This window comes from Pseudomonas asiatica, from assembly GCF_040214835.1.
Lineage (GTDB): Bacteria > Pseudomonadota > Gammaproteobacteria > Pseudomonadales > Pseudomonadaceae > Aquipseudomonas > Aquipseudomonas putida_Z.
Genome location: NZ_CP157874.1, coordinates 4,092,279 through 4,119,044, shown reverse-complemented (window position 1 = coordinate 4,119,044; position 26,766 = coordinate 4,092,279). Strand labels below are relative to the sequence as shown.

Sequence of the window (26,766 nt, the reverse complement as noted above, 5' to 3'; positions counted from 1 at the left end):
TATGTCGGTGCGGGGCCTGGCCGTTCTCATCACCCCGTGACCCTCGCAAGGGCAAGGGCTGGTGTCAGGTGCCTTCGCCTCCGGGCAGCAGCCTTCCTAGCAGCGGTGGGGTTGTCCCTGGGGCGGCAGGTTCGTCATCGAAGCCCGCAGGCACTTTGCCCCGCAGGTGCCAGGCAAAGGCGATGATTTCGGCAATGGTCAGGTACAGCGCCTCCGGTATCTGGTCCCCCAGCTCCAGGCGCGCCAGCAGACGCACCAGCTCGGCATTTTCGTAGATCGGCACTTCGTGCTCGCGGGCCAATGCCAGGATGGCCTCGGCCAGCGCATCGTCGCCCTTGGCGGTGAGGGTAGGGGCTTGCTGCCCGTCGTAGAACAGGGCAATCGCCTGCCGTGCAGGTTGGTGCGTCATGCGTTCTCATCCACCCAACGTTGTTCTACCCGCGTACGCGGGCCTTGTGGCGGGATACCAGGATGGCATTCCAGATCACCCACATCCAGGCCCCGCGCCAACAGGCGTTCGCGCAAGCTGCCGAGCTGGCTGTCGATCAGCCGGGCTGTCGCCTCGCGTTCCGCCCATAGCTGGCCACCCAGGCGGCCTTGGCTCAGTTGTGCCTGGACCTGCACCGGGCCAAGGGGCGAGAGGTCGAAAGCCAGCTCTATACGCCACAGCGCTTGCAGCGGGTCGGCTGACTCCTGCTGGCGGTCGGCCTGCTGCTGTGGCGTTTCTTCGCGCTGCAGCTTGACCTGCAACGGGATGAACTCCTGGCCGTGGCGGATCGGCACTTCGGTTTGCCAGGTGGTCTGCAGGTTGCCGTTTTCCAGGGTACCGGTTTGTTGCAGGCTGCTCATGGCGTGGCTTTGCAGGCGCGATACGGCAGCGGCGGCCAGGCGCAGCAGTTGTTGCAGGTCGCCTTCGTCTTCCATGGCCTTGAGCAGGCGCGACGGCAGCGGGAATGCGCCCGGCTGCGGCTTGGGGCTGACCCGTTCGAGCATGCCCAGCGCGCTGCGGGCCAGGGCCGGCATGGTTACGGCCAGGCTGGCGGGCGCCAGGTTGGGCGCCCCGGGTATGCTGGCCGGCGCGACGGTGATCAGCCGCAGCAAGTGCGCCTTGAGGTCGGTGGCGACGGTGGCCGGGAGGCCGCTCAGCAGTTTGGCTTCGAGAAAGGTACCGCTGTTGTTCAGGGCTTGGGCCACTGCCTTGGCATCACCCAGTTGCCGGGCTTCCGGCAGGCCCGCCAGCAGGCGTTCGGCGCTGGCTCGCAGTTCGCCATCGGCGCCCGGGTCGCGGGCCACCTGTTGCAGGGCATTGAGCAGGCCGGGCAGCGAAGCCTGGCGGTTCTGCTGGGTCAGCAGCTGCTGGGCAATGCTGAGCTGGTCCTGGCGGCCGCTGAGCGGTACGAAACGCAGCGACTGGTCGCCCTGCACCAGCGCGCTGAGCAGGCTGCCGACGGCCAGCGGTCGCGGGCTGTCCACGCTCAGGGTTGCGCCGGCCTGGGCACTGTTCAGCAGGCTGACCAGCGCCCGGTAGACGGCGGGCTGGCCGGGCGCCTGGGCCAGCGCCTGGTTGGTCAGGACCTTGCCCTGCAGCAGGGTGCCGACCGGCACCTTGCTGGTGTCCAGCTGGGTGAGGGTGGCGACCTGGCTGGCGCTGGCCTGCTGCAGCATGATCGCCAGGCGGTTGCTTTCGGTCTGGCTGACCGTGACCTGGCTACCCTGGGGCAGGGGCTGGCTGGCGCTGGCTTGCAGCTGGGTCTGGGTGCCGTTGGCCAGCATCAGCCGCAGCACCAGCTGGAAGTCCTGGCCCACTTGGCGCAAAGACATGACCTCGGCCTGCGCGGTCTCGCCGGGGGCCATCAAGCCGGGCTGCGGTTGCGTCAGGCGCAGCAGTTCGCCGGTCATGCCCGCCTTGATGGCCTGGGGGCTGATCGCGGTTTGTGCGCCGAGACTATTGATTTCAGTCATGATTGTATACAACCTGTCGAGCCCGCCCTCTTGGCAGCGCGGCGGCGCGTGTAATAATGCCGACCGTCCGTCGTTGCCAGTATAACGGCAGCGAGGGGGGCGACTTGAGATACAGGGCTTAAGGGCCGTGTCGCCTGCTTCGCGGGCATGCCCGCTCCCACAGGGTCTTGCGCAGCTTTCAAGCCTTGCGTGAAACCTTGTGGGAGCGGGCGTGCCCGCGAAGCAGGCGACACCGCTCCGGAACCCTACAAAGATAAGGCGAAACCGTGACCCTTCACCTCCAAGCCGCGGGCCTGGCCTGCGAGCGCGACTGGCGCCTGCTGTTCGAGCACCTCGCTTTCGAGCTGCGACCCGGCGACATGCTGCAGATCAGCGGCCCCAACGGCAGCGGCAAGACCAGCCTGCTGCGCCTGCTGGCCGGCCTGATGCAGCCGACGGACGGGCAGATCCTGTTGGGCGGCAAGCCACTGGCCGAGCAGCGCCACGCCCTGGCCAGCATCCTGTTGTGGATCGGCCATGCCGCCGGCATCAAGGACCTGCTCACCGCCGAGGAGAACCTCACCTGGTTGTGCGCCCTGCACCAGCCGGCCAGCCGCGAGGCGATCTGGGCGGCACTGGCGGCCGTCGGCCTGCGTGGTTTCGAAGATGTGCCCTGCCACACCCTGTCTGCCGGCCAGCAGCGCCGCGTGGCCCTGGCCCGGCTGTACCTCGCCAGCCCGCCGCTGTGGATTCTCGACGAACCCTTCACCGCCCTCGACAAGCAGGGCGTGGCGCAGCTCGAGGCGCACCTGACGGCCCACTGCGAGCAGGGCGGCACGGTAGTGCTGACCACCCACCACACGCTGGAACGCAAGCCCTCCGGTTACCGTGAACTGAACCTGGGGCAATGGGCGGCATGAGCGTATTCATCCTGTTGTTGCGCCGCGAAGCGCGCCTGCTGTTCCGCCGCCCGGCCGAGCTGGCCAACCCGTTGGTATTCTTCGCCATCGTGGTTGCGCTGTTCCCGCTGGCAGTCGGCCCGGAAAGCCAATTGTTGCAAACCTTGTCGCCAGGCCTGGTCTGGGTGGCGGCACTGCTGGCGGTGCTGTTGTCGCTGGACGGCCTGTTCCGCAGCGATTTCGAGGACGGCTCGCTGGAACAGTGGGTGCTGTCGCCGCACCCGTTGGCGCTGCTGGTGCTGGCCAAGGTGCTGGCGCACTGGATCTTTTCCGGGCTGGCGCTGGTATTGTTGGCGCCGCTGCTGGCACTGATGCTGGGGCTGCCGAGCCATTGCCTGCCGGTGCTGCTCGGTTCCCTGCTGCTGGGCACGCCGGTGCTGAGCCTGCTGGGCGCGGTGGGCGCGGCGCTGACAGTCGGTCTGAAACGCGGCGGTTTGCTGCTGGCATTGCTGATTCTGCCGTTGTATATCCCTGTATTGATCCTGGGCAGTGGTGCGTTGCAAGCGGCGTTGCAGAATATGCCGGCAACCGGCCACCTGCTCTGGCTCGCCAGCCTGACGGCCCTCGCCGTGACCCTGGCACCCTTTGCGATAGCGGCCGGCCTGAAGATCAGCGTCGGCGAATAACGAGTCCCGGGCTTTCAAGCCCGGCCAATACCCTGGATGTACCCTGATGAAAATAAGCTGGACGTGGTTCCACAAGCTGGGCTCCCCCAAATGGTTCTATGCCATCAGCGGCCGCATGCTGCCGTGGCTTGCCGGCGCTGCCGTGCTCCTGCTGCTGGTCGGCATCACCTGGGGCCTGGCCTTCGCCCCCCAGGACTACCAGCAAGGCAACAGCTTCCGCATCATCTACATCCACGTGCCGGCGGCGATGCTGGCGCAGTCCTGCTACGTGCTGCTGGCAGTGGCCGGGGTGGTGGGGCTGGTGTGGAGGATGAAACTGGCCGACGTTGCCTTGCAGTGCGCCGCCCCCATCGGTGCCTGGATGACCGCCGTGGCACTGGTCACCGGGGCCATCTGGGGCAAGCCCACCTGGGGAAGCTGGTGGGTCTGGGATGCCCGGCTGACGTCCATGCTCATCCTGTTGTTCCTGTACTTCGGCATTATTGCGCTGGGCCAGGCAATCAGTAATCGTGACAGTGCAGCCAAGGCCTGTGCGGTACTGGCGATCGTCGGCGTGGTGAACATCCCGATCATCAAGTACTCGGTGGAGTGGTGGAACACCCTGCACCAGGGCGCCACCTTCACCCTCACCGAAAAGCCGGCGATGCCCGCAGAAATGTGGTTGCCGCTGCTGTGCACGGCGCTGGGCTTCTACTGCTTCTTTGGCGTGGTGCTGTTGCTGCGCATGCGCCTTGAAGTGCTCAAGCGCGAAGCGCGCGCCAGTTGGGTCAAGGATGAAGTATTGAACAGCCTGGGGCGGAGGGCCGCACAATGAGTTTCGCCACCTTCGGTGACTTTCTCGCCATGGGCCACCATGGCCTGTACGTGTGGACGGCCTATGGCATCTGCCTGGCGGTGCTGGCGCTGAATGTCGCCGCGCCCGTGCTGGCCCGCCGTCGCTACCTGCAAGATGAGGCGCGCCGTTTGCGCCGGGAGAACAACCAGTGAATCCGCAGCGCAAGAAACGCCTGTTGCTCATCGTCGGCCTGCTGGTCGGCGTCGGGGTTGCCGTCGGCTTTGCCTTGAGCGCATTGCAGCAGAACATCAACCTGTTCTACACCCCGACCCAGATCGCCAACGGCGAAGCGCCGCTGGACACCCGCATCCGCGCGGGCGGCATGGTCGAGAAAGGTTCGGTACAGCGCTCGTCCGATTCGCTGGACGTGCGCTTCGTGGTCACCGACTTCAACAAGTCGGTGCCGATCACCTACCGTGGCATCCTCCCCGACCTGTTCCGCGAAGGGCAGGGCATCGTCGCCCTCGGCAAGCTCAACGCCGATGGCGTGGTGGTGGCCGATGAAGTACTGGCCAAGCACGACGAGAAATACATGCCGCCCGAGGTTACCAAGGCCCTGAAGGAAAGCGGCCAGGCCGCCACCGGCGGGGAGGCCAAGCCATGAACGCGGCGCTGGTGATCCCCGAACTCGGCCAGCTGGCGATGATCCTGGCCATCTGCTTTGCCGCCGTGCAGGCCAGCGTGCCGCTGCTCGGCGCCTGGCGTGGCGACAGCCTGTGGATGAGCCTGGCGCGGCCGGCGGCCTGGGGGCAGTTCGCCTTCCTGGCCTTTGCCTTCGCCTGCCTGACCCATGCCTTCATGACCGACAACTTCTCGGTCGCCTATGTGGCCAGCAACTCCAACAGCGCCTTGCCCTGGTACTACAAGTTCAGTGCCGTGTGGGGCGCTCACGAAGGTTCGCTGCTGCTGTGGGCGCTGATCCTCGGCGGCTGGACCTTCGCCGTATCGGTGTTCTCGCGGCAGTTGCCGCAGGTGATGCTGGCCCGCGTGCTGGCGGTAATGGGCATGATCAGCGTGGGCTTCCTGAGCTTCCTGATCATCACCTCCAACCCGTTCCAGCGCCTGCTGCCGCAGGTGCCGACCGATGGCCGCGACCTCAACCCGCTGTTGCAGGACTTTGGCCTGATCGTCCACCCGCCGATGCTGTACATGGGCTACGTCGGGTTCTCGGTGGCCTTCGCCTTCGCCATCGCCGCCTTGCTCGGTGGCCGCCTGGACGCCGCCTGGGCGCGCTGGTCACGGCCCTGGACCATCGTTGCCTGGGCCTTCCTCGGGGTTGGCATTACCCTGGGCTCGTGGTGGGCCTACTATGAGCTGGGCTGGGGTGGCTGGTGGTTCTGGGACCCGGTGGAAAACGCCTCGTTCATGCCCTGGCTGGTAGGTACGGCGCTGATCCACTCGCTGGCGGTGACCGAGAAGCGCGGGGTATTCAAGAGCTGGACCGTACTGCTGGCGATTGCCGCGTTCTCGCTGAGCCTGCTGGGTACCTTCCTGGTGCGTTCCGGTGTGCTGACCTCGGTGCACGCGTTTGCCGCCGACCCGTCGCGGGGCATTTTCATCCTGATCTTCCTGCTGTTCGTGGTCGGCGGATCGCTCACCCTGTTCGCCCTGCGCGCACCGGTGGTCAAGAGCCAGGTCGGCTTTGCGCTGTGGTCGCGCGAGACGTTGCTGTTGGCCAACAACCTGGTGCTGGTAGTGGCGGCCTCGATGATTCTGCTCGGTACTCTGTACCCGCTGGTGCTCGATGCGCTGACCGGGGCCAAGCTGTCGGTTGGCCCACCGTATTTCGACGCCTTGTTCCTGCCGCTGATGGCACTGCTGATGGTGGTGCTGGGCGTGGGCGTGGTGGTGCGCTGGAAAGACACCCCCGGCAAATGGCTGGCCAGCATGATGACCCCGGTGCTGCTCGGCAGCGCCATCCTCGCGCCGGTGGCGGGCTTTATCGTCGACGACTTCGACTGGCCGACCCTGACCGCCTTCGCCCTGGCCGCCTGGGTGGTGCTTGGCGGGCTGCGCGACATTCTCGACAAGACCCGCCACAAAGGCCTGCTCAAGGGCCTGCCCGGGCTGGGTCGCAGCTACTGGGGCATGCAGCTGGCGCACCTGGGTCTGGCGGTGTGCGCGCTGGGCGTGGTGCTGTCGAGCAATAACAGCGCCGAACGCGACCTGCGCATGGCGCCGGGCGAGAGCGTGGAACTGGGCGGTTACCACTTCCTGTTCCAGGGTGCCCGGCACTTCGAAGGGCCGAATTTCATTTCCGACAAGGGCACCGTGGTGGTCAGCCGCGATGGCCGTGAAGTGACCACCCTGCACCCGGAGAAACGCCTGTACACCGTGCAGCAGTCGATGATGACCGAAGCCGGCATCGACGCCGGCTTTACCCGCGACCTGTACGTCGCCCTTGGCGAGCCGCTGGAGAACGGTGCCTGGGCGGTACGCGTGCATATCAAGCCTTACGTCCGCTGGATCTGGCTGGGCGGTCTGCTGACCGGCCTGGGCGGGTTGCTGGCGGCCCTCGACCGGCGCTATCGCGTCAAGGTCAAGACCCGGGTGCGTGATGCCCTGGGCGTGTCTGGAGCAGCTGCATGAAGCGTTGGATCATGGTAGTCCCCCTGGCGGTATTCCTGCTGGTGGCGGTGTTCCTCTACAAAGGGCTGTTCCTCAAGCCCGACGAGCTGCCCTCGGCAATGATCGGCAAGCCGTTCCCGGCGTTTTCCCTGGCCTCGACCCAGGGCGACCGTACCCTGACCGAGGCCGACTTGCGTGGCCGCCCGGCACTGGTCAACGTGTGGGCCACCTGGTGCCCGTCGTGCAAGGTCGAGCACCCGTACCTGAACCAGCTGGCCCAGCAGGGCGTGGTGATCCACGGCGTCAACTACAAGGACGACAATGCTGCGGCCCTGAAGTGGCTGGCCGAGTTCCACAACCCGTACCAGCTGGACATTCGTGACGAGCAGGGCAGCCTGGGCCTGGACTTGGGCGTGTACGGCGCGCCGGAAACCTTCCTGATCGATGCCAAGGGCATCATCCGCTACAAGCACGTGGGCGTGGTCGATGCCACGGTCTGGCGTGAGCAGCTGGCGCCGCTGTACCAGGGCCTGGTCGACGAGGCCAAGCAATGAAGCGGGGGCTGGCAGCTGCCGTGCTGGGGCTCTTCATGGGGTTGAGCCTGGCAGGCGTGGCCAAGGCGGCCATCGACACCTACCAGTTCCGCGACGATGCCGAGCGTGAGCGCTACCAGCAGCTGACCAAGGAGCTGCGCTGCCCCAAGTGCCAGAACCAGGACATCGCCGACTCCAACGCGCCGATTGCCGCCGACCTGCGTCGGGAAATCTTCCGCATGCTCGGCGAGGGCAAGAGCAACCAGCAGATCGTCGACTTCATGGTCGACCGCTATGGCGACTTCGTGCGCTACAAGCCGGCGCTCAGCGGGCGTACCTGGCTGTTGTGGTTCGGCCCGGGGATTTTGCTGGCCGGTGGTTTCGTGGTACTGGCGCTGATCGTGCGCCGGCGCCGCGGTGCGGCCGTGCAGGGCGCCAATGAGTTGTCCGCCGAAGAACGCGAGCGTCTCGCCAAATTGCTGGAAAAAGAACAGACCCATGATTGAATTCTGGCTTAGCGCGGGCCTGCTGCTGCTCGCTGCCCTCAGCTTCCTGCTGATCCCGATCCTGCGTGGCCGTGGCCGCCAGCAGGAAGAAGACCGCACCGCCCTGAACGTGGCCCTGTACCAGGAGCGCGTCGCCGAACTGGCTGCCCAGCAGGCCGCTGGCGTGCTCGACGAGGCGCAGATGGCCAAGGGCCGTGACGAGGCCGCCCGTGAGCTGCTGGCGGATACCGAAGGTGCCGAGGCCCCGCGCCAGGGGCATCTGGGCAAGGCCCTGCCGTTGCTGGCGGCGCTGCTGGTACCGCTGCTGGCATTGGGGCTGTACCTGCATTTCGGCGCGGCCGACAAGGTGGAACTGACCCAGGAGTTTGCCGAAGCGCCCAAGTCGATGGAAGAAATGACTGCCCGCCTGGAACGGGTGGTGCAGGCCCAGCCGGATTCGGCCGAGGCCGTGTACTTCCTGGGCCGAGCCTACATGGCCGAGCAGCGCCCCGCCGATGCCGCGCGTACTTTCGAGCGCGCCGTGGCCCTGGCCGGTCGCCAGCCCGAATTGCTCGGGCAGTGGGCACAGGCGCTGTACTTCGCTGCCGACAAGAAATGGAGCCCGCAGCTGCAGGCGCTGACTGACGAGGCGCTGAAAGCCGACCCCAACGAAGTGACCAGCCTGGGCCTGCGTGGTATCGCTGCCTTCGAGGGCGAGCGTTACCAGGAAGCCATCGATTACTGGAAGCGCCTGCTGGCGCAGCTGCCGGAAGGTGATGCCTCGCGTGCGGCGCTGCAGGGCGGTATCGACCGCGCCGCCGAGCGCCTGGGTGGTTCGCCGGGGCAGGCTGCGGCGCCCGTGGCGGCTCGCTTGAAGGTGCGCGTGGAACTGGCGGCGGCGTTGAAGGACAAGGTCAAGCCGGACGACACGGTGTTCATCTTCGCCCGCGCCAGCAATGGCCCACCCATGCCGCTGGCGGCCAAGCGGGTGACCGTGGCGCAGTTGCCGATCGAGGTGGAGTTGTCCGATGCTGACGCCATGATGCCGCAGATGAAACTGTCGGACTTTGCCGAAGTCCAACTCGTTGCACGTGTATCACGCGCTGGCCAGCCAACCCATGGCGAGTGGATTGGCCAGGGCACGCCACTGCCTAGCGCCACCCAGGCCATCCAGCACCTGACCATCGACAGCCCCGACCCGTAAGAGAGCAATGCCATGCACAGCATCGTCCGCCTGACCCTGATCACCCTGGCCCTGGGTTTGTCTGCGTGTACGGTGCATGAGCCGTACGAGCAGCCCGAACCACCGATCGAGCGCCTGCCGCCACCGGGGCCGGCGGTCAAGCCCTTGCCGGACAGGCAACCGGCCCCCGCGCCGAGCAAGCCTGCGGCCACGCCCAAGCCGATGCCACGCACCTCGGCCAGCTTCGCGCCGCCACCTGGCGGGGCGAGCCATTGGGACCCGAAGCTGGGTGTGTATGTGCTGGAGAAGAAACCCAATACCTTCTACCGCCAGCGGACCTACTACCGCTTCGACAACGGCTGGAGCTGGTCGCTGAGCCCGGATGGGCCGTGGCAGGAGACTGACAGCAGCGGTGTGCCGGGTGGTCTGGGGCGTGCGTTCGCCCAGTAGTGGGTTGGTTGCCTGTCCCGGCCCCTTCGCGGGTAAACCCGCTCCCACAGGTACGTCACAAATCTCAAGTGCTGTGATATCCCTGTGGGAGCGGGTTTACCCGCGAAGGGGCCGGGACAGGCAACCAATACAGTACAGTTTTTCCGCAATTACCGATTGACTGTACTGTGCTGTGATTCCGCATAATGCCCCTTCAAGAATAAGGAGGTGGCATGCACAAGACAGTCCTGGTGCTGGTGGAAACCGTCGATGATTACCTGCCCATGCTGGAGCAGGCCGGCTACCGTTTGATCCGCGCCCCTTCGCCGCAACTGCGGGCCGAGGCCATCCAGCGCCATGCCCATGAAATCGATGCCGTGCTCACCCGCGGCCCGCTGGGCCTGACTGCCAGCGAAATCGACACGCTGTCCAAACTGCAGATCATCTGCGTGATCGGTGCCGGCTACGAGCAGGTCGACCTGGCCGCCGCCGCTGCGCGCGGCATCACGGTTACCAACGGCGCCGGGGCCAATGCCGAGGCAGTCGCCGACCACACCCTTGCCCTGCTGCTGGCGCTGTTGCGCGACATTCCCCGCGCCGATGCCAGTACCCGCCGGGGCGAATGGAACCGGGTGATCAGCCCCTCGGTGAGTGGCAAGCGCCTGGGCATTCTCGGCCTTGGTGCGGTGGGCCTGGCCATCGCCAGGCGCGCCGATCTGGGCTTTGCCATGCCCGTCAGCTACCACAGCCGCACGCCGCGCCAAGATGTGCCCTACACCTGGTACGACAGCCCGCTGCACCTGGCCGATGCCGTCGACATCCTGGTGGTGGCCACCCCCGGCGGTGCCAACACTCGCCATCTGGTCGATGCACAGGTGCTCGAGGCCCTGGGGGCCGAGGGCTACCTGGTGAACATCGCCCGTGCCAGCGTGGTCGACACCCAGGCCCTGGTCGCCGCGCTGCAGCATGGCCAACTGGCTGGTGCGGCACTGGATGTGTTCGACGACGAGCCGGCTGTACCCGATGCCCTCAAGGCCCTTGGCAACACCGTGCTCACCCCCCACGTGGCCGGCCAGTCGCCGGAGGCGGCGCGCGACACGGTGACCCTGGTGCTGCGCAACCTGCAGGCGTTCTTTGCCGGCGAAGCCGTGTTGACCCCGGTACGCCAGTAACCCTTTTCATACATCTGCCTGGCAGCGATCGGGCAACAAGGAGTGTGTGCATGCAACTTGAAATCTTCCAGGTCGATGCGTTTTCCGCCGAACCGTTCGGGGGCAACCCGGCGGCAGTGATCCCGCTGCAAAGCTGGCTGCCGGACGATGTGCTGCAGCGCATCGCCGAAGAGAACAACCTGTCGGAAACCGCCTACTTCGTGCGCAACGGCGAAACCTTCGACCTGCGCTGGTTCACCCCGACCGTGGAAGTCGACCTGTGCGGCCATGCCACCCTGGCCTCGGCCTATGTGCTGTTCGAACAGCTGGGCGAGCAGGTGCAGGTGCTGCGTTTCAACACCCGCAGTGGCGAGCTGCGGGTCAGCCGTAACGCCGACGGGCTGCTGGCCATGGACTTCCCGGCCAAGCAGCCGGTCGCCGTGGACATGCTGCCGGGCCTGTTGCAGGCGCTGGGCCTTGGCCAGGCACAGGCGCTGTACCGCAGTGACGACTATGTGGTGGTGATCGATGACGCCCTGTTGCTCGACACCCTGAAGCCGGATTTCGTAGCGCTGTCGGCTTTCGATGTGCGCGGTATCGCCGTTACCGCAGCAGGCCGTGGCTTTGATTTCGTCACCCGCTGGTTCGGCCCACGGGTCGGCGTGAACGAAGACCCGGTGACTGGCTCGGCGCACACCTCGCTGGCGCCGATATGGGCAGAGCGGCTGGGTAGGAACGTGCTGAGCTGCGAGCAGGGTGGGGTGCGCAAAGGGCAGCTGCAGTGCGAAGTGCCGGGTAATGGCCGGGTGATCATCAGCGGGCGGGCTGCGTTGTACCTGCGCGGTACCATTTTCATCTAGAAGCTTACGCGATGCCCTGTAGGAGCGGCCTTGTGTCGCGATGGGCCGCAACGCGGCCCCTCGATGTCGGTAACACTGCATAGACCCGGGGCTGCTTTGCAGCCCATCGCGACACAAGGCCGCTCCTACAGGAACCGAGCACCTATACTGGTCTGCCCATCCCTTGCTCAAGGAGCCAGCCATGGCCCTGGAAAAACAAGGCACCTGCCTGTGCGGCGCCACCCGGCTCAAGGTCACCGTCGACAACAACCATATCAGCGCCTGCCACTGCAGCATGTGCCGCAAATGGACCGGCGGCCCATTGCTGGTGGTGCATTGCAGCCAGCCACCGGTGATCGAAGGGCGCGCGCCCAGCGTCTATGAGTCTTCCGATTGGGCCCAGCGCGGCTTCTGCGGCCAGTGCGGCACGCACCTGTACTACCGGCTCAAGGCCAATGACTTCCACGCCGTGCCGGTCGGCCTGCTCGACGGCGACCAGGAATGGCATTTCGACTTGCAAATCTTCGTCGAACAGAAACCCGCCTGGTATTGCTTCGCCAACCAGACCAAGGAACTGACTGGCCAGGAAGCCTTCGAGCAGCTCGGCTGATTCAGGCGGCGTGCTGTGATCGATGCGCCAGCACGAAACGCCACGCGAACTTGCCAAACCGGTGCATTCCTGAGAAAAGGGCGGCTTTGTTTCCAGCGTTGGAGTATGCCCCGTGAACCAAGAACTGCAGATCATCGACCTTGTGGAGGGGGATGGCAAAGCCGCCGTCAAAGGCGCCCTGATCACCACCCAGTACACCGGCTGGCTGGCCGACGGCAGCGAGTTCGATTCGTCCTGGTCGCGCGGCAAGCCGTTCCAGTGCGTGATCGGCACGGGTCGGGTAATCAAGGGGTGGGATCAAGGCCTGATGGGCATGCGCGTTGGCGGCAAGCGCAAGCTGCTGGTACCGGCGCACCTGGGCTATGGCGAACGCAGCGTGGGGGCGATTCCGCCGAATTCGGATTTGACCTTCGAGATCGAATTGCTGGAAGTGCTGACGCGGGATGATTGAGGAAAAGGACTACACGCGCTGTCGGCCAGTGTCTGATTGAGGAGCCTCCCGGGTACGGCTAACCTTGCAGACTCATTGAGTGAAGAGGGTAGCCTATCCATGAAATCGCATTTTTCCTCACGGGTGGTACGCGAAGCGAACGCGCTGTTGGTGGCATCTGGCGCGCGAATGGAAATCTCGTTACCACGCGAACTCGCGAGTGTGGTTACCAACTCCCGAAAAACCCGTTCGGAACTGAAGGCAGCATTCGCGGCTGCGTATTCCCGCCTGCGCAAAGGGTAAGAGCCATATGGCCGATGGCTGTTACAACCACATATACTCGGTGCTTGTGGAGAATGAGCAAGATACACTCGGTATCATTGCCTATTCGTTGTACAAGAGGCAGAAAATCGAGTTTATCCAGGCTTTCAAGATCAAGCATGACCGGGAGCCGAAGGATGAAGACTTGGCCCCTTTCCATGATGTCAGCAACAGCCCCTCGCAGATCGAGAGCTACCGCAATCAGGCCAGCCAGCTTGCTCAAGGCTTTCTTGATGCCTCGATCGCAGCCCAAGCTGTGGAGCTTGAACAGTACTATTCCGATAAAGCGAGCAGCGAAGTCAGGCAAGCCAAACCAGGATTTTGGTCGGGTGTGGCACAAAGTCTCGTGGGCTCGATTCTATTCGTGTTCTTGCTGGGCTTTCTGGTGTTCTTCACCTGGAGTCTGAATCAGGGCCCGAAGCAGGTTATCGAGCAGGTATTTGATGTAACCATTCTCGACTCAGTCTCTATGGAAGAAGCAGCCGGGCCACCGTAACGGTAATCAGCGAGAGCAACGAGTAACGAACGGACACATTTCAGCAACACCCATCCTCTAATCTAAGCCTTGCCTAGGGAACGGCATCCACCTCCAGGGAGGAACCAAACGGGTTCAGGGCACTCTCACCCTCACTCGTTGCCATGGACGGCATTCACTACAAGGATGCCCCGCGGTGCTGTTGGCGGGGTGATGTGGCGGGTCTACCCGATTCTTTCTGCCACATGGGCCTGTCTTGATGAAGTTGCCAACATTCTTCCGCCGTCGTCGTCACTGGTTGCTGAGCCTGACGCTTACAGCCATAGCCGTACCGCTGGCGCTGGAAGCTGTAGAAAGCCGGGCTCAACCGGTGGATGGCACCCAGACCCTTGTGTTCCTGCGCCACGCCGAGAAGCCGGGCGAGGGGCTGGGCCAGTTGAACTGCCAGGGCCTCAACCGTGCGCTGGACCTGGCTACCGTGCTGCCCGAGCGCTTTGGCAAGGCCGACTACGTGTTCGCTGCCAACCCCTCGCGGCATGTCGAGGAAGGCAGCAAGGACGAAAGCTACAGCTACATTCGCCCGCTGATGACCATCAGCCCCAGCGCCATTCGCCTGGGCCTGCCGGTAAACATCGACTATGGTGCCAACGACACCGACGCGCTGGCCGAAGAGCTGCTGCGCGACAAGTACCGTAACGCGACCGTGTACACCGCCTGGTCGCATGGCTACCTCCCTGACCTGATCAATGCCGTGGCTGGCAAGGCCCTCGGTGAGGAGCGGGTGATCACCGACGACTGGAGCGGCGACGACTTCGACACCCTCTACGTCCTGACCCTGACCTGGCACGACGGCAAGGCCAGCCTGCTCAGCCGCAACGTGCGTCAGGGCCTGAATGATGGTGCGCATAGCTGCCCGACCTGATCCGCTGGTACTGTTCTGCCAGGAAGCCCTGAACAGAGTGACGATGAAGTTGATTACACAGCGGTTGGCCAGAATGATACTTCGGCAGGACCGGCCTCTTCGCGGGTAAACCCGCTCCCACAAGTACTGCACAGGCCCTGAGAGCAATGCGGTCCCTGTGGGAGCGGGTTTACCCGCGAAGAGGCCAGGTCAGGCGAAAGATGCCTAACGCCCGAACCGCACCGGCCAACCCACCACTTTCTTCGCCCGTGGCGTGGCATAGGTACGTACCTTGGAGGTACTCAAGCCCATGCGCACCAGCGATTCGGCTATGGTCACCGCCGCACTCACACCATCCACCACCGGCACGCCGGTGCGCTGGCGGATCTGCTCGTCCAGCCCGGCCATGCCGCCGCAACCCAGGCAGATCACCTCGGCCTTGTCGTCGCGCACGGCGCGTTCTGCCTGCTCGACAATCGCCTCCACGGCGCGCTGTGGGTCGGCTTCCAGCTCCAGCACCGCCAGCCCGCTGGCGCGTACCGATGCGCAGCGGTCATACAGGCCGGAGAGCTTCAGGCGGTCCTCGATCAGCGGCACGGTGCGGTCCAGGGTGGTCACCACCGAGTAGGCATGGCCCAGGTACATCGCCGTGCTGGCGGCGGCATCGGTGATGTCCACCACCGGCACGTTCAGCAGTTCCTGCAGGCCTTCGCGGCCATGTTCGCCGTAACCCGCCTGGATCACGGCGTCGTAAGGGCCTTCGTAAGCCAGCACCCGGTCCATCACCGCGATGGCGGCCAGGTAGCTTTCGAAGTTGCCTTCCACCGACTCGGCACCGAACCATGGGGTGAGGCCGATGATTTCGGTGCCGGGTGCGGCCACCGTACGGGCCTGTTCGGCAATGGCTTCGGTGATGGCTTCGGTGGTGTTGACGTTGGCGATCAGAATGCGCATGGGTAGTCCTCCCTGGTCAATGGCTGCTGTGGTCAACGGCGATGCATTCGCCGCTGACGTCGTGGTATTGGCGTTTGCGTGGGGCGATCAGCAGGTACAGGGCGGCGGCGATGCCGGCACCGATCAGCCAGGAGAACGGCGCCACGCCATGGAAATTGGGCACCAGGGCCAGGACGATGGCCAGCAGTGCGGCCGGCACGAAGGCGGCCACCGCGCGCAGGTTGATGCCCTTGGTGTAGTGGTACGCGCCGGCCGGGTCTTCGCTGTAAAGCTGCGGCACGTTGATGCAGCCTTTGCGCAGCAACCAGTAGTCGGACATGATCACCCCGTACAGCGGGCCGAGCAGGGCACCCAGGCCGGACAGGAAATACACGATCACCAGCGGGCTGTTGTACAGGTTCCACGGCAGGATCAGCACTGCCAGGGTGGCGCTGATCAGCCCGGCGCGGCGGAAGTTCAGGTGACGCGGTGCCAGGTTGCTGAGGACGAAGGCCGGGGCGACGAAGTTGGCCATGATGTTCACCGCCACGGTGACGATCAGGAAGGCCAGGCAGCCCAGTACCAGAAACGCTGTGCTGGGGATGGCGGCGACGATCTGGGTAGGGCTGTCGATGATCTGGCCGTTGATCTGGAACTGCGCGCCGCACAGCACCACGGTGATCACGGCGAACACCAGGATGTTCACCGGCAGGCCCCAGAAGTTGCCGACGCGGATGGTCTTGCGGCATGGCGAGGAGCGGGCGAAGTCACAGAAGTTCAGCACCAGGGTGCCGTAGATCGCCAGCCACAGCGCGCCGCCGGCAAAGATGTTGCGCCACATCTCGTAGCCGGTCAGCGGTTCGGCCACCGACCAGGCGATGCGGGCGTCGGCCTTGAAGTACATGAACACCGCCAGGGCGGCGACGGTCAGCAGGATCACCGGGCCGGCAAAGGCCTCGTAGCGGCGCACCATCTCCATGCCGTAGGCCAGGATCACCAGCTGCACCAGCCAGATCGACACGAAGCATGCCCAGCCCAGGCTCGACAGGCCGAGGATACTGTCATGGTCATAGGCCGCCATTTGCGGCCATACGGCGGTGAGCAGCACGCGCAGCACCACCGAAGCCAGATAGGTCTGGATGCCGAACCAGGCGATGGCGATGACCGCGCGGATCAGCGCCGGGATCTGCGCGCCGTGGATGCCGAAGGCGATGCGGCTGATGACCGGGAACGGCACGCCGGTCTTCTGCCCCATGTAGCCGGACAGGTTCATGAAGAAGTACACCAGCGCCGCGCCGATGGCCAGCGACAGCAGGATCTGCCAGCCACCCAGGCCGAGGGCGAACAAGCCCATGGCGAACGAGTAGTTGGCGATGTTGTGCACATCGTTGGTCCACAGCGCGAAGATGCTGTAGCCGCCCCAGCGGCGGCCTTCGATGCGCGTCGGGGCGAGGTCGCGGTTATGCAGGCGCGGGCTCAGGGCAAGTTCCGGCTGGCTGCCGGCGAGAGGGGAAGCGGGGTGGGTGCTGGCGACGGATAGTTCAGGGGCAAGGTCGAGGCTGGTACTCATTCCGGCGGGCTCCTGATGCACGTGGACTGCGATGAGCGGGCATGCGCACGGGCTCGCCATCTCGTCGGTGCAGCGTTGGCATCTCAGGGTTTGGGGCGCGGCGGCCGATGTTGGGTCGGCGTCGCGGGTTCTTGTGTATTTATGTTTTGCTTGGTTTGTATACAAAACACGAACACACAAAAGCGAGTTCCATGCCAAGGAAAAAGCAAACTTCAGCTGGCTATCATTTCGAATCTATCTTGTTGAAATATAAGTTGATGAAATGAATGGGATATAAGTTGACCAAATGAACAGGTTTAAATTTTTCGAGGATGATTTAGTTGATCATTTGGTCAGAATAAGTTGTGGGAAGTGTGTAACGTATTGGGGCGTGATCTTGGAAAGTGCACACAAAAACGGCACTTATGGTGACATTCTTGTGTACAAAAATTAGTCAGCTTTTTCCTGTGCCGGCCTCTTCGCGGGTGAACCCGCTCCCACAAGTACTCCACAGCATTCAGGCCCGTCGAGATCCTGTGGGAGCGGGTTTACCCGCGAAGAGGCCCGTACAGGCAAAACTCAATCCATCGGCGGCAACCGCCGCTTCACCGGGCTTTTCTTGATGATGGCGGTGTTGGTCTCGGCCAGCACATTGATGCGGTCGAGCAGGGTATCCAGCTGCTCCATCGAGCGCACATGCAGCCGAGCGATGAAGCAGTCCTCGCCAGTAACCTTGTCGCACTCGGTGAACTCCGCAATGGCGACGATCTGCCGTTCCACCTCCTGCAGCTGCCCGGGTAGCGGGCGGATGCGCACGATGGCCTGCAACTGGTAGCCAAAGGCGCGCGGGTCGACCTCTACGGTGTAACCGCGCAACACGCCGCGTTCCTCCAGGCGGCGAAGGCGTTCGCTGACGCTGGGTGCCGACAGCCCGCTGATTTGCGCCAGGGCCTTGAGCGAGCGGCGCGAGTCTTCCATGAGCGCGTTGATCAGCAGTTGGTCGATGGCATCGGTCATGGTCACCTCAAGCAGGTAGTTCGTGTGATTTGCCTTGATAGTAAAGGCAGACATGCCAATCTTCCTTCGTTATCCGCTGGAAGGCCGGCCAGCAACCTTTGCATACTGTTGCCGTCTTCAACAGGAGGTGTGAGATGGACAGTTCATTGCGTCGTGGCTCGCTGGAAATGGTCGCTGCCATGCTGATTTCCGGGACCATCGGTTGGTTCGTGCTGGTGTCCGGCCAGCCGGTGCTCGAGGTGGTGTTCTGGCGCTGCGTGTTCGGTGCCGTGACCTTGCTGGCGATCTGCGCGGGGTTCGGCTTCCTGCGGCCGGGCGTGATCAGCCGTACGGCGTTCCTGCTGGCGATTGCCAGCGGTGTGGCCATCGTCGGCAACTGGGTGCTGCTGTTCGCCTCCTACTCGCGGGCGTCGATTGCCATCGGCACGGCGGTGTACAACGTGCAGCCCTTCATGCTGGTGGGGCTGGCGGCAGTGTTCCTGGGCGAGAGGATCACCCTGGCCAAGGTCACCTGGCTGAGCGTGGCGTTCCTCGGCATGCTGGCCATCGTCAGTGCCCATGGCGCGGGGCAGGGTGGCGGTGAGGACTATTTGCTGGGCATTGCGCTGGCGCTGGGGGCGGCCTTCCTGTACGCCATTGCGGCGTTGATCATCAAGCGCCTGAGTGGCACGCCACCGCACCTGATCGCGCTGATCCAGGTGGCCACGGGTGTGCTGTTGCTGGCGCCGTGGGTCAAGCTTGGCGGGTTGCCGGGCGAAGTGCCGGCGCTGGCCAGCCTGGTGACCTTGGGCATGGTGCACACCGGCTTGATGTATGTGTTGCTGTACAGCGCCATCCAGCGCTTGCCCACGGCGCTGACCGGGGCACTGTCGTTCATCTACCCGATTGCGGCGATTCTGGTGGACTGGGTGGCGTTCGGGCACCGGCTGGCACCGTTGCAGTGGCTGGGGGTGGCGTTGATCCTGCTGGCGGCGGCGGGGATGCAGCAGGGGTGGTGGTTCAGGCCTGCGCGGGTTGTGGCAGAGGAATGAGGTGGTCTTGCGGGCCCTTTCGCGGGTAAACCCGCTCCCACAGGTGCTGCACACGGTTCGGGCCTGTGGTGATCCTGTGGGAGCGGGTTTACCCGCGAAAGGGCCCGCAAGGTAGAATGCCGCTTTTGCCAGCTTGCGACCCATGATGACTTCGCCGATCCAGACTCTGGAGCAACACCTGCTCGCCGCCCTCGACCCTGCCCCGCAGGAAACCCGCCGCCTGTTCCACGGCCGCGGCCGCTGCTGGGCGGGCCTGGAGCAGGTCACCGTCGACTGGCTGCAAGGCGTGCTGTCGGTCGCCCTGTTCCGCGAGCCGGCGCAAGGCCAGCTGGCCGAACTGGAGGCCATGCTGCGTACTCTCGCCGAGCGCCCGCAGTGGACTGGTCAAGCCATCCTTCTCCAGCATCGCTACCTGCCCGACAGCCCGGGCCAGTGGTTGCTGGGCGAGCCGTGCCAGCAGCGCGAGGTGGTCGAGGACGGGCTGACCTACCTGCTGGACCTGGGCGTGCGGCAGAACAATGGCCTGTTCCTCGACATGCGCTATGGTCGGCGCTGGGTGCGCGAGCAGGCGGCGGGCAAGCGCGTGCTGAACCTGTTCGCCTACACCTGCGGTTTCTCGGTGGCGGCGATTGCCGGTGGCGCCGAGCAGGTGGTGAACCTGGACATGGCCAAGTCGGCGTTGTCCCGGGGCCGCGACAACCACCGCCTCAATGGCCACGATGCATCACGGGTGGCGTACCTGGGGCACGAGCTGTTCAAGTCGTGGGGCAAGGTGCGCAAGTACGGGCCTTATGACCTGATCATCATCGACCCGCCGACCTTCCAGCGCGGCAGCTTTGTGCTGACCCAGGATTACGCGAAGATCCTGCGGCGCTTGCCGGAGTTGTTGAGCGAGGGCGGGACGGTGCTGGCGTGCGTGAACGACCCGGGCATCGGGCCGGAGTTCCTGATCGAGGGGATGGCGGAGCAGGCGCCGACGCTGGCATTCGTCGAGCGGCTGGAGAACCCGCCGGAGTTTCCTGACGTGGACCCGGCGGGGGGCTTGAAGGCTCTGGTATTCCGTCAGGTCTGATGTTGCCTGTACCGGCCCTTTCGCGGGCAAGCCCGCTCCCACAGGTACTGCACAGGTCTTGAGTACTGTGGAGTACCTGTGGGAGCTGGCTTGCCGGCGATAGGGCCGGACCTGCCTGCATCAATTACTGATTGTTGGTGTAGATCTGGTCAAACACCCCACCATCATTGAAGTGGGTCTTCTGCACGGTGCGCCAGTCACCGAAGGTCTTCTCTACCGACAGGAAGTCCACTTTCGGGAAGCGGTCGGTGTACTTGGCCAGTACCGTCGCATCACGCGGGCGCAGGTAGTTCTGTGCGGCGATTTCCTGAGCGGCTGGCGACCACAGGTACTTCAAGTATTCCTCGGCCGCTGCCTGGGTGCCTTTCTTCGCCACCACCTTGTCGACCACGCTGACCGGCGGCTCGGCTTCGGCCGACACGCTCGGGTAGACCACTTCGAACTGGTCGCGGCCGAACTCGCGGGCGATCATTTCGGCTTCGTTCTCGAAGGTCACCAACACGTCGCCGATCTGGTTGGTCATGAAGGTGGTGGTGGCGGCACGGCCACCGGTGTCCAATACCGGCGCCTGCTTGAACAGCTTGCCGACAAAGTCCTTGGCCTTGTTTTCATCACCGCCTTGCTTGAGCACATAGCCCCAGGCCGACAGGTAGGTGTAGCGGCCGTTACCCGAGGTCTTGGGGTTGGGCACGATCACCTGTACGCCATCCTTGAGCAGGTCGGGCCAGTCTTTCAGCGCCTTGGGGTTACCCTTGCGCACGATGAACACAGTGGCCGAGGTGAACGGCGCGCTGTTGTTCGGCAGGCGGGTTACCCAGTTGTCCGGCACCAGCTTGCCGTTGTCGGCCAGGGCGTTGATGTCGGTGGCCATGTTCATGGTGATGACATCGGCCGGCAGGCCATCGATCACCGCTCGCGCCTGCTTGCTCGAGCCGCCGAAGGACATCTGCACGTTGACCTTCTCGTTGTGCTCGGCTTCCCAGTGCTTCTGGAAGGCCGGGTTGTAGTCCTTGTAGAAGTCGCGCATCACGTCGTAGGAAACGTTGAGCAGGGTGGGGGCAGCCTGGGCGAAATTGCCCAGGGCAAGGCCTGCGGCGAGCAGCGAGGCGGTGAAGAGTTTTTTCACGTTGCTTCCTTGTTATCGAGAAGGTGTTGGCAGTTTGCCTGCGACTATAGCGGGTGGGTTTGTGGGGGTTAAAGAACAAAAAACACTTTGGTTATGCTTCTGCCTGTTCTGGCCCTTTCGCGGGTAAACCCGCTCCCACAGGATCACCACATACCCGAACCGTGCGCGGTCCCTGTGGGAGCGGGTTTACCCGCGAAAGGGCTGGAACAGGCGGAATCATTGCTTGGGAAACAGCACATTCCCGCACCGCGAACAGAACGCCGCGCCATGCTCATGGCTCTTCTTGCTGCAGGTCGGGCAATCATGCTGCAGCTGCTCCCCGCGCATGGCATTGGCCAGCTCGGCGGTGAAGATCCCGGTCGGTACGGCGATGATCGAATAACCGGTAATCATCACCAGCGACGACAGCACCTGCCCCAGCGGTGTCTTTGGCACGATGTCGCCAAAGCCTACCGTGGTCAGGGTAACGATGGCCCAGTAGATACCCTTGGGAATGCTGGTAAAGCCATGCTCAGGCCCTTCGATCACATACATCAAGGTGCCGAACACCGTCACCAGGGTCGATACCGTCACCAGGAACACAATGATCTTCTGCTTGCTGCCGCGCAGCGCCTCCATCAGGTAATGGGCCTGCTTGAGGTACGGGCTGAGCTTGAGCACGCGGAAGATCCGCAGCATCCGTATCACGCGGATGATCAGCAGGTACTGGGCGTCGCTGTAGTACAGCGCGATGATCCCCGGCACGATCGCCAGCAGATCGACCAGGCCATAAAAGCTGAAGGCATAGCGCAACGGCTTGGGCGAGCAGTACAGGCGGGTGAGGTACTCGGCCAGGAAGATCGCGGTAAAGCCCCACTCGATACCCGCCAGCACGCCGGCGTAACCCTGGTGCACTTCGTCGATGCTGTCGAGGATGACGGTGACCAAGCTGGCCAGGATGATCAGCAGGAGGATCTTGTCGAAGCGCCGGCCGGCTACGGTGTCGGTCTGGAAGACCATGATGTAGAGGCGTTCACGCAGGGATTGTGGGGTGGACATGCGAGGGCTATTCCGATGGTGTGAGTAGCAAGCCTAGAGGGTCTCTGTCAGCAGATGCAACGTGAAGTAAAACTGAGCCAACCTGGTAGAAATGCCAGTTTCGATTTTCACAGGCGCGATGCAACATTCAGGGCTCGTGCTGCTCAGACTTGGAGATAGGGATGGACGATAAAATGAGGCATTCCCGAAGGCCACCCCAATCATTTGCATTTTCGGTCTACGGCTCATTGCACAGCGGATCACGTGGAGATCGATTGTGTTACAACGGCCAGCTACTGGATCACTTGGTGCAAGGTTATTTTCTGGGGAATGGGAGGCGGCTATACCGCCCGGTCTTGATGCGCTTTTGCAGTCCCGACGTATTCAGCCCCTTTGAAAAGGGAGGTCTTAATTCCTATGCATATTGCGGAGGAGACCCTGTCAATTTCAGCGATCCCCAAGGTACCAGCCGATTCAAACAGAACTGGGCTGCTTTCGAACCAGTATTCAAGAAAATCAACAACACGGATAAGCGGGTTCAGGGTTTTGCTTATAACCGAGCAAGGTCGGCTGGTGAACGAATTGAGCCGTTCAGGGCAAAATCAGTAGATGGAAAAATTCTGGAGCGTAGCGACCCGAGCGCAAGTCTTCGCGGAAAATTCTATGTCAATCGCGACCGAAGTCTATTCATTAGTGAATATTTGGTAACAGCTGAAGGCATTGAAATGTCACCGTTGAAACCCCTCGACAAGAAATTTATTGAGGAGGGGTTCGTACTTATGAACGTCAATCCCGATCATGTAGTAGTGGAGAATGGCCGTATTTTACCTGACCCTGACATGATATTCATTAATGAATCAGGCATCGACGACTACTCTAAACCGAACTTGGCCATGCCTGGACTGGCAGCTGCAATCAGAAAGGGTCGCCGACATGATAGCTCTAGTTAGCAATCAGCATCGAGTTTAGCTGTGTAACCCTTTGGTATTGCGTCTTTCGCCCAGCTGCATGAGATGAATGCCCAAGTGCATCAGCCAGCAGGTTGTGACGAAGGGTGCGGTCAAACCGGCTATCGGTAGTAACTTGAACAGCGGTTGCAGTAGTAGGGCCAAGGCAATTGCCAGTAACGTCACCCAAGGCTTTTCACCCTGGCGGCTGAATGCTAAAGCTGCCAGCGCGGCATTGAAGCCGAACAAACCCAGCCAGGCGGCTTGCGCCTGGTCGGCGAACAGTGCCACGCCGCCGCCGATGGCCGAGCCGATCACCGCCCACATTGCGGCATAAGGGTTGGCGATGAACATGCCGATGATGATCAGCAGGCCGGCCAGCGGCTGGTCGAGCAGGAAGATCTGGCCCACGCCGCGCGCCAACGCGTACAGCGGGTCGGCTTCGACGAAGCCGCTGGGCGAGGGGCTGGCGATCAGCAATACGGCCCAGCCCAGCAGCACGAAGGGTGCGGTGTAGGCGATCAGCAGTTTGCCGCCGCGCTTGCGCCACTGGTGGGTGATGATGCTGGACAGGCCGCCAGCGGCGATGATCAATGGCGGCAGGATGACCGACCAAGGCAGCACGGCACTGATCAGGATGCCGATCAGCACGCCGTTGTAGCAGTACAGCCCGGCCTGGCGGTCGGCACGGTCGTAGCTGCGTGCCTGGGCGGTGAGCAGGCCGGCCAGGGCGCCGAGCAGGGCGCCACCGACCAGGCCGGGGGCGGTCAGCAGGATGGCCAGCAGGCAGCACAGGCCGCACAGGGGGTGGCGCAGCAGCAGCACCTGGCTGAAGCCGTTGAGTAACGCCGTGGCCCAGTCGGGGCACGGGTTGACGAAATTTTTGGTGTACATCGGGGCAGTCAGTGAGGTTGATGGGGAGCGGTGGGCCTCTTTGGGCCTCGGGTTTTCCGCAGTTGTGTGCGACACCACCGACCCTGTGGGAGCGGGCGTGCCCGCGAATGCGTCAGCTCAGGCAACATCGTTGTCCCTGCTGGCCTCTTCGCGGGCACGTCCGCTCCCACAGGAGAGATGCGGTGCTTTAGATCAAGGTCTCGATCCGCAGCGTGTTAGTCGACCCTGGCTTGCCAAAAGGCACACCGGCAGTGATCAGCAGCGTGTCGCCACGGCTGGCCATGCCTTGTGCCTGGGCAATCTCCAGTGCAGTGGAAACAACCTCGTCCACCTGGCGCAGGCGGTCGTTGACCACCGAGTGCACGCCCCACGCTACGCTCAGGCGGCGCGCGGTGGTCAGGTTCGGGGTCAGGTTGAGGATCGGGGCCCGTGGCCGTTCGCGGGCCGCGCGCAGGGTCGAGGCGCCCGACTCGCTGTAGTTGACCAGCACCGCCACCGGCAGGATGCCGCTGATACGGCGGATGGCGCAGCTGATGGCGTCCGACACGGTGGCCTCGGCCTTCGGCCGGCCAACGTCGAGTTGGGCCTGGTAGTCCGGGCCGTTCTCCACCTGGCGGATGATCTTGCTCATCATCTGTACAGCTTCCAGCGGGTACTCGCCCGAGGCAGTCTCGGCCGACAGCATCACCGCATCGGCACCTTCGGCCACGGCGTTGGCCACGTCGGTGACTTCGGCGCGGGTCGGCGCTGGCGAGAAGCGCATGGATTCGAGCATCTGCGTGGCCACCACCACCGGTTTGCCCAGCTGGCGGCAGGTGCCGATGATGCGTTTCTGGATCTGCGGCACGCTTTCGGCCGGCACTTCCACGCCCAGGTCGCCACGGGCCACCATGATCGCATCCGCAAGCTCCGCGATGGCTTGCAGCTGTTCGACTGCCGATGGCTTTTCGATCTTCGCCATCAGGTAGGCACGGTCACCGATCAGCTGGCGTGCTTCGGTGATGTCTTCGGGGCGCTGCACGAACGACAGAGCCACCCAGTCCACGCCCAGCTCCAGGCCGAAGGCCAGGTCGCGGCGGTCTTTTTCGGTGAGCGGGGAGAGGTCGAGCACCGCTTGCGGCACGTTGACACCCTTGCGATCGGACAGTTCGCCGCCGGCCAGCACTTCGGTGTCGATGGCGTCGCTGTGCTTGGCGGTGACGCGCAGGCGCAGCTTGCCGTCGTCCAGCAGCAGGTCCATGCCCGGCTCGAGGGCGGCGATGATCTCGGGGTGCGGCAGGTTGACCCGGCGGCTGTCGCCCGGGGTGTTGTCCAGGTCCAGACGCAGGGCCTGGCCGCGTTGCAGCTGCACCTTGCCGTCGGCAAAGCGGCCGACGCGCAGCTTCGGCCCCTGCAGGTCCATGAGGATACCCAGCGGGTAGTTCAGTTGCTGCTCGACTTCGCGGATCCACTGGTAGCGCAGGGCGTGGTCGGCGTGCTCGCCGTGGCTGAAGTTGAGGCGGAAGATATTCACCCCGGCTTCTACCAGTTGGCGGATGTCGTCGATGCCTTTGATCGCAGGGCCAAGGGTGGCGAGGATTTTGACTTTTTTATCAGGCGTCATGATTGGGCAGTCTCGAGGATCAGGATGGCGCGGAAGTCGTTGACGTTGGTGCGGGTCGGCTCGGTGACGATCAGCGCATCCAGGGCGGCGAAATAACCGTAGCCGTTGTTGTTGTCCAGCTCGTCGCTGGCCGACAGGCCCAGGGCTTCGGCACGGGCGTAGCTGGCCGGGGTCATGAAGGCGCCGGCGTTTTCTTCCGAGCCATCGATACCGTCGGTGTCACCGGCCAGGGCGTACACGCCCGGCAGGCCTTTCAGGCTTTCGGTGAGGCTGAGCAGGAATTCGGCGTTGCGCCCGCCACGGCCATTGCCGCGCACGGTCACGGTGGTTTCGCCGCCGGACAGGATCACGCAGGGTGCCTTCAGCGGCTGGCCGTGCTGGACGATCTGCCGGGCGATACCGGCGTGCACCTTGGCCACTTCGCGTGATTCGCCTTCCAGGTCGCCGAGGATCAGCGGGCTGAACCCGGCCTGGCGGGCTTTGACCGCGGCGGCTTCGAGCGACTGCTGGGGCTTGGCGATCAGCTGGAAGTGGCTGCGGGCCAGGGCCGGGTCATCGGCCTTGACGGTTTCCGAGGCTGGGTTGTTGAGCCAGTCGATAACGGCCTTGGGCGCTTCGATGTTGTAGCGCTTGAGGATGGCCAGGGCGTCGGCCGAGGTGCTCGGGTCGGCCACGGTCGGGCCGGAGGCGATCACCGTGGCGAGGTCGCCCGGGACATCGGAAATGGCATAGGTGTACACCGTGGCCGGCCAGCAGGCCTTGGCCAGGCGGCCGCCCTTGATCGCCGAGAGGTGCTTGCGTACGCAGTTCATCTCGCCGATGGTGGCGCCGGATTTCAGCAGCGCCTTGTTGATCTGCTGCTTGTCGGCCAGGGTCAGGCCTTCGGCGGGCAGGGCCAGCAGCGCCGAGCCACCGCCGGACAGCAGGAAGATGACGCGATCGTCTTCACTGAGGTTGCTGACCAGTTCCAGCACGCGTTTTGCCACGGCCAGGCCGGCGGCATCGGGGACCGGGTGGGCAGCTTCGACCACCTCGATCTTCTGGCAGTTGGCGCCGTGACCGTACCGTGTGACAACAAGCCCGGAGACTTCGCCCTGCCAGCTTTTCTCGACCACTTCGGCCATGGCGGCTGCGGCCTTGCCGGCACCGATGACGATGACCCGGCCGCTGCGGTCGGCGGGCAGGTAGGGTTCGAGGACTTGACGGGGGTGGGCGGCGGCGATGGCTGTGTCGAACAGCTCGCGGAGAAGTTTTTGCGGATCGACCGACATGGCAGGCTCCCAATTATTGT

The 26,766-nt window shown here is 63.9% G+C and carries 29 protein-coding genes; 19 read left to right on the top strand and 10 right to left on the bottom strand.

Features of this window, described 5'->3' with window-relative positions; translation table 11 throughout:
- Positions 1 to 64 precede the first annotated feature (64 nt).
- Both ABNP31_RS18430 and ABNP31_RS18425 read right to left on the bottom strand, forming a co-directional pair.
- Positions 65 to 409: an EscU/YscU/HrcU family type III secretion system export apparatus switch protein gene (locus ABNP31_RS18430; protein WP_350012643.1), complete on the bottom strand. Its 345-nt coding sequence runs from the start codon at positions 407 to 409 to the stop codon at positions 65 to 67.
- Positions 406 to 1,962 carry a flagellar hook-length control protein FliK gene (locus ABNP31_RS18425; RefSeq protein WP_350012642.1) on the bottom strand — a complete coding sequence of 519 codons (1,557 nt, stop codon included), beginning with the start codon at positions 1,960 to 1,962 and terminating at the stop codon, positions 406 to 408. Before ABNP31_RS18425 ends, ABNP31_RS18430 begins: the two co-directional genes overlap by 4 nt.
- A gap of 266 nt (positions 1,963 to 2,228) precedes the next feature.
- Here ABNP31_RS18425 and ccmA point away from each other — a divergent pair, with 266 nt between their 5' ends.
- The 16 genes from ccmA (at position 2,229) to ABNP31_RS18345 (ending at position 14,307) form a co-directional block, all read left to right on the top strand.
- Positions 2,229 to 2,861, top strand: a complete 633-nt coding sequence (gene ccmA / locus ABNP31_RS18420) for a cytochrome c biogenesis heme-transporting ATPase CcmA (protein WP_350012641.1) — start codon at positions 2,229 to 2,231, stop codon at positions 2,859 to 2,861.
- A complete protein-coding gene (gene ccmB, locus ABNP31_RS18415) occupies positions 2,849 to 3,526 on the top strand; it encodes a heme exporter protein CcmB (protein WP_013973563.1) in 678 nt (225 codons plus the stop codon). The genes ccmA and ccmB overlap by 13 nt, the downstream gene beginning before the upstream one ends.
- Before the next feature lie 46 nt (positions 3,527 to 3,572).
- Positions 3,573 to 4,340 carry a heme ABC transporter permease gene (locus ABNP31_RS18410; protein WP_350012640.1) on the top strand — a complete coding sequence of 256 codons (768 nt, stop codon included), beginning with the start codon at positions 3,573 to 3,575 and terminating at the stop codon, positions 4,338 to 4,340.
- Positions 4,337 to 4,513: a heme exporter protein CcmD gene (gene ccmD / locus ABNP31_RS18405; RefSeq protein WP_013973562.1), complete on the top strand. Its 177-nt coding sequence runs from the start codon at positions 4,337 to 4,339 to the stop codon at positions 4,511 to 4,513. The genes ABNP31_RS18410 and ccmD overlap by 4 nt, the downstream gene beginning before the upstream one ends.
- Positions 4,510 to 4,965, top strand: coding sequence for a cytochrome c maturation protein CcmE (gene ccmE, locus ABNP31_RS18400; protein WP_019096399.1), 456 nt, complete (start codon positions 4,510 to 4,512; stop codon positions 4,963 to 4,965). The genes ccmD and ccmE overlap by 4 nt, the downstream gene beginning before the upstream one ends.
- Before the next feature lie 11 nt (positions 4,966 to 4,976).
- Complete coding sequence (locus tag ABNP31_RS18395) at positions 4,977 to 6,950, top strand: heme lyase CcmF/NrfE family subunit (RefSeq protein WP_015271186.1); 1,974 nt, start codon at positions 4,977 to 4,979, stop codon at positions 6,948 to 6,950.
- On the top strand, positions 6,947 to 7,483 hold the full coding sequence (locus ABNP31_RS18390) for a DsbE family thiol:disulfide interchange protein (protein ID WP_085663996.1): 537 nt from the start codon (positions 6,947 to 6,949) through the stop codon (positions 7,481 to 7,483). Before ABNP31_RS18395 ends, ABNP31_RS18390 begins: the two co-directional genes overlap by 4 nt.
- Positions 7,480 to 7,968, top strand: a complete 489-nt coding sequence (locus ABNP31_RS18385; RefSeq protein ID WP_025340052.1) for a cytochrome c-type biogenesis protein — start codon at positions 7,480 to 7,482, stop codon at positions 7,966 to 7,968. Before ABNP31_RS18390 ends, ABNP31_RS18385 begins: the two co-directional genes overlap by 4 nt.
- Complete coding sequence (gene ccmI, locus ABNP31_RS18380; protein WP_085588983.1) at positions 7,961 to 9,151, top strand: c-type cytochrome biogenesis protein CcmI; 1,191 nt, start codon at positions 7,961 to 7,963, stop codon at positions 9,149 to 9,151. Before ABNP31_RS18385 ends, ccmI begins: the two co-directional genes overlap by 8 nt.
- Positions 9,152 to 9,163: 12 nt before the next feature.
- Positions 9,164 to 9,580: a hypothetical protein gene (locus tag ABNP31_RS18375; protein WP_025340051.1), complete on the top strand. Its 417-nt coding sequence runs from the start codon at positions 9,164 to 9,166 to the stop codon at positions 9,578 to 9,580.
- 212 nt (positions 9,581 to 9,792) lie between these two features.
- A complete protein-coding gene (locus ABNP31_RS18370) occupies positions 9,793 to 10,731 on the top strand; it encodes a 2-hydroxyacid dehydrogenase (protein WP_350012639.1) in 939 nt (312 codons plus the stop codon).
- Positions 10,732 to 10,781: 50 nt separating this feature from the next.
- The gene (locus tag ABNP31_RS18365; RefSeq protein ID WP_085663998.1) at positions 10,782 to 11,570 is read left to right on the top strand and encodes a PhzF family phenazine biosynthesis protein; all 789 of its coding nucleotides are present in this window, start codon (positions 10,782 to 10,784) and stop codon (positions 11,568 to 11,570) included.
- A 181-nt stretch (positions 11,571 to 11,751) separates the two neighbouring features.
- Positions 11,752 to 12,159 (top strand): GFA family protein, encoded by a 408-nt coding sequence (locus ABNP31_RS18360; RefSeq protein WP_085614512.1) that lies wholly within the window; start codon positions 11,752 to 11,754, stop codon positions 12,157 to 12,159.
- Between the two features lie 112 nt (positions 12,160 to 12,271).
- Complete coding sequence (locus ABNP31_RS18355; RefSeq protein WP_085614511.1) at positions 12,272 to 12,610, top strand: FKBP-type peptidyl-prolyl cis-trans isomerase; 339 nt, start codon at positions 12,272 to 12,274, stop codon at positions 12,608 to 12,610.
- Between the two features lie 289 nt (positions 12,611 to 12,899).
- Entirely contained in the window at positions 12,900 to 13,406 is a 507-nt protein-coding gene (locus tag ABNP31_RS18350; protein ID WP_085663999.1) for a hypothetical protein, read from the top strand.
- Positions 13,407 to 13,644: 238 nt separating this feature from the next.
- Complete coding sequence (locus tag ABNP31_RS18345; RefSeq protein WP_085588975.1) at positions 13,645 to 14,307, top strand: histidine phosphatase family protein; 663 nt, start codon at positions 13,645 to 13,647, stop codon at positions 14,305 to 14,307.
- 204 nt (positions 14,308 to 14,511) lie between these two features.
- Here ABNP31_RS18345 and ABNP31_RS18340 read toward each other — a convergent pair whose 3' ends face one another.
- From ABNP31_RS18340 to ABNP31_RS18330, 3 genes are all read right to left on the bottom strand, one after another.
- Entirely contained in the window at positions 14,512 to 15,240 is a 729-nt protein-coding gene (locus tag ABNP31_RS18340; protein ID WP_075045896.1) for an aspartate/glutamate racemase family protein, read from the bottom strand.
- A gap of 16 nt (positions 15,241 to 15,256) precedes the next feature.
- Positions 15,257 to 16,789 (bottom strand): NCS1 family nucleobase:cation symporter-1, encoded by a 1,533-nt coding sequence (locus ABNP31_RS18335; RefSeq protein ID WP_075045895.1) that lies wholly within the window; start codon positions 16,787 to 16,789, stop codon positions 15,257 to 15,259.
- A gap of 558 nt (positions 16,790 to 17,347) precedes the next feature.
- Positions 17,348 to 17,785, bottom strand: a complete 438-nt coding sequence (locus ABNP31_RS18330) for an Lrp/AsnC family transcriptional regulator (RefSeq protein WP_025340043.1) — start codon at positions 17,783 to 17,785, stop codon at positions 17,348 to 17,350.
- Positions 17,786 to 17,919: 134 nt separating this feature from the next.
- Between ABNP31_RS18330 and ABNP31_RS18325 the strand changes: the two genes are divergently transcribed.
- Together ABNP31_RS18325 and ABNP31_RS18320 are read left to right on the top strand one after the other, a co-directional pair.
- Positions 17,920 to 18,816: a DMT family transporter gene (locus tag ABNP31_RS18325; protein ID WP_238066684.1), complete on the top strand. Its 897-nt coding sequence runs from the start codon at positions 17,920 to 17,922 to the stop codon at positions 18,814 to 18,816.
- A 145-nt stretch (positions 18,817 to 18,961) separates the two neighbouring features.
- Positions 18,962 to 19,888 carry a class I SAM-dependent methyltransferase gene (locus ABNP31_RS18320; protein ID WP_238067639.1) on the top strand — a complete coding sequence of 309 codons (927 nt, stop codon included), beginning with the start codon at positions 18,962 to 18,964 and terminating at the stop codon, positions 19,886 to 19,888.
- Between the two features lie 124 nt (positions 19,889 to 20,012).
- On the opposite strand, the gene ABNP31_RS18315 is transcribed toward ABNP31_RS18320, so the two are convergent.
- Positions 20,013 to 21,014 (bottom strand): sulfate ABC transporter substrate-binding protein, encoded by a 1,002-nt coding sequence (locus ABNP31_RS18315; RefSeq protein WP_015271174.1) that lies wholly within the window; start codon positions 21,012 to 21,014, stop codon positions 20,013 to 20,015.
- 216 nt (positions 21,015 to 21,230) lie between these two features.
- Positions 21,231 to 22,052, bottom strand: coding sequence for an ion transporter (locus tag ABNP31_RS18310; protein WP_085664001.1), 822 nt, complete (start codon positions 22,050 to 22,052; stop codon positions 21,231 to 21,233).
- A 173-nt stretch (positions 22,053 to 22,225) separates the two neighbouring features.
- On the opposite strand from ABNP31_RS18310, the gene ABNP31_RS18305 reads away from it, so the two are divergent.
- Positions 22,226 to 22,981 carry an RHS repeat-associated core domain-containing protein gene (locus tag ABNP31_RS18305; RefSeq protein ID WP_371915765.1) on the top strand — a complete coding sequence of 252 codons (756 nt, stop codon included), beginning with the start codon at positions 22,226 to 22,228 and terminating at the stop codon, positions 22,979 to 22,981.
- A gap of 15 nt (positions 22,982 to 22,996) precedes the next feature.
- Here the strand turns inward: ABNP31_RS18305 and ABNP31_RS18300 are convergent, their stop codons facing one another.
- The 3 genes from ABNP31_RS18300 to ABNP31_RS18290 form a co-directional block, all read right to left on the bottom strand.
- Complete coding sequence (locus ABNP31_RS18300; RefSeq protein WP_350012638.1) at positions 22,997 to 23,872, bottom strand: urea transporter; 876 nt, start codon at positions 23,870 to 23,872, stop codon at positions 22,997 to 22,999.
- A 187-nt stretch (positions 23,873 to 24,059) separates the two neighbouring features.
- On the bottom strand, positions 24,060 to 25,475 hold the full coding sequence (gene pyk, locus ABNP31_RS18295; RefSeq protein ID WP_025340039.1) for a pyruvate kinase: 1,416 nt from the start codon (positions 25,473 to 25,475) through the stop codon (positions 24,060 to 24,062).
- Positions 25,472 to 26,746 (bottom strand): glycerate kinase type-2 family protein, encoded by a 1,275-nt coding sequence (locus tag ABNP31_RS18290; RefSeq protein ID WP_025340038.1) that lies wholly within the window; start codon positions 26,744 to 26,746, stop codon positions 25,472 to 25,474. The genes pyk and ABNP31_RS18290 overlap by 4 nt, the downstream gene beginning before the upstream one ends.
- Between the last annotated feature and the right edge of the window lie 20 nt (positions 26,747 to 26,766).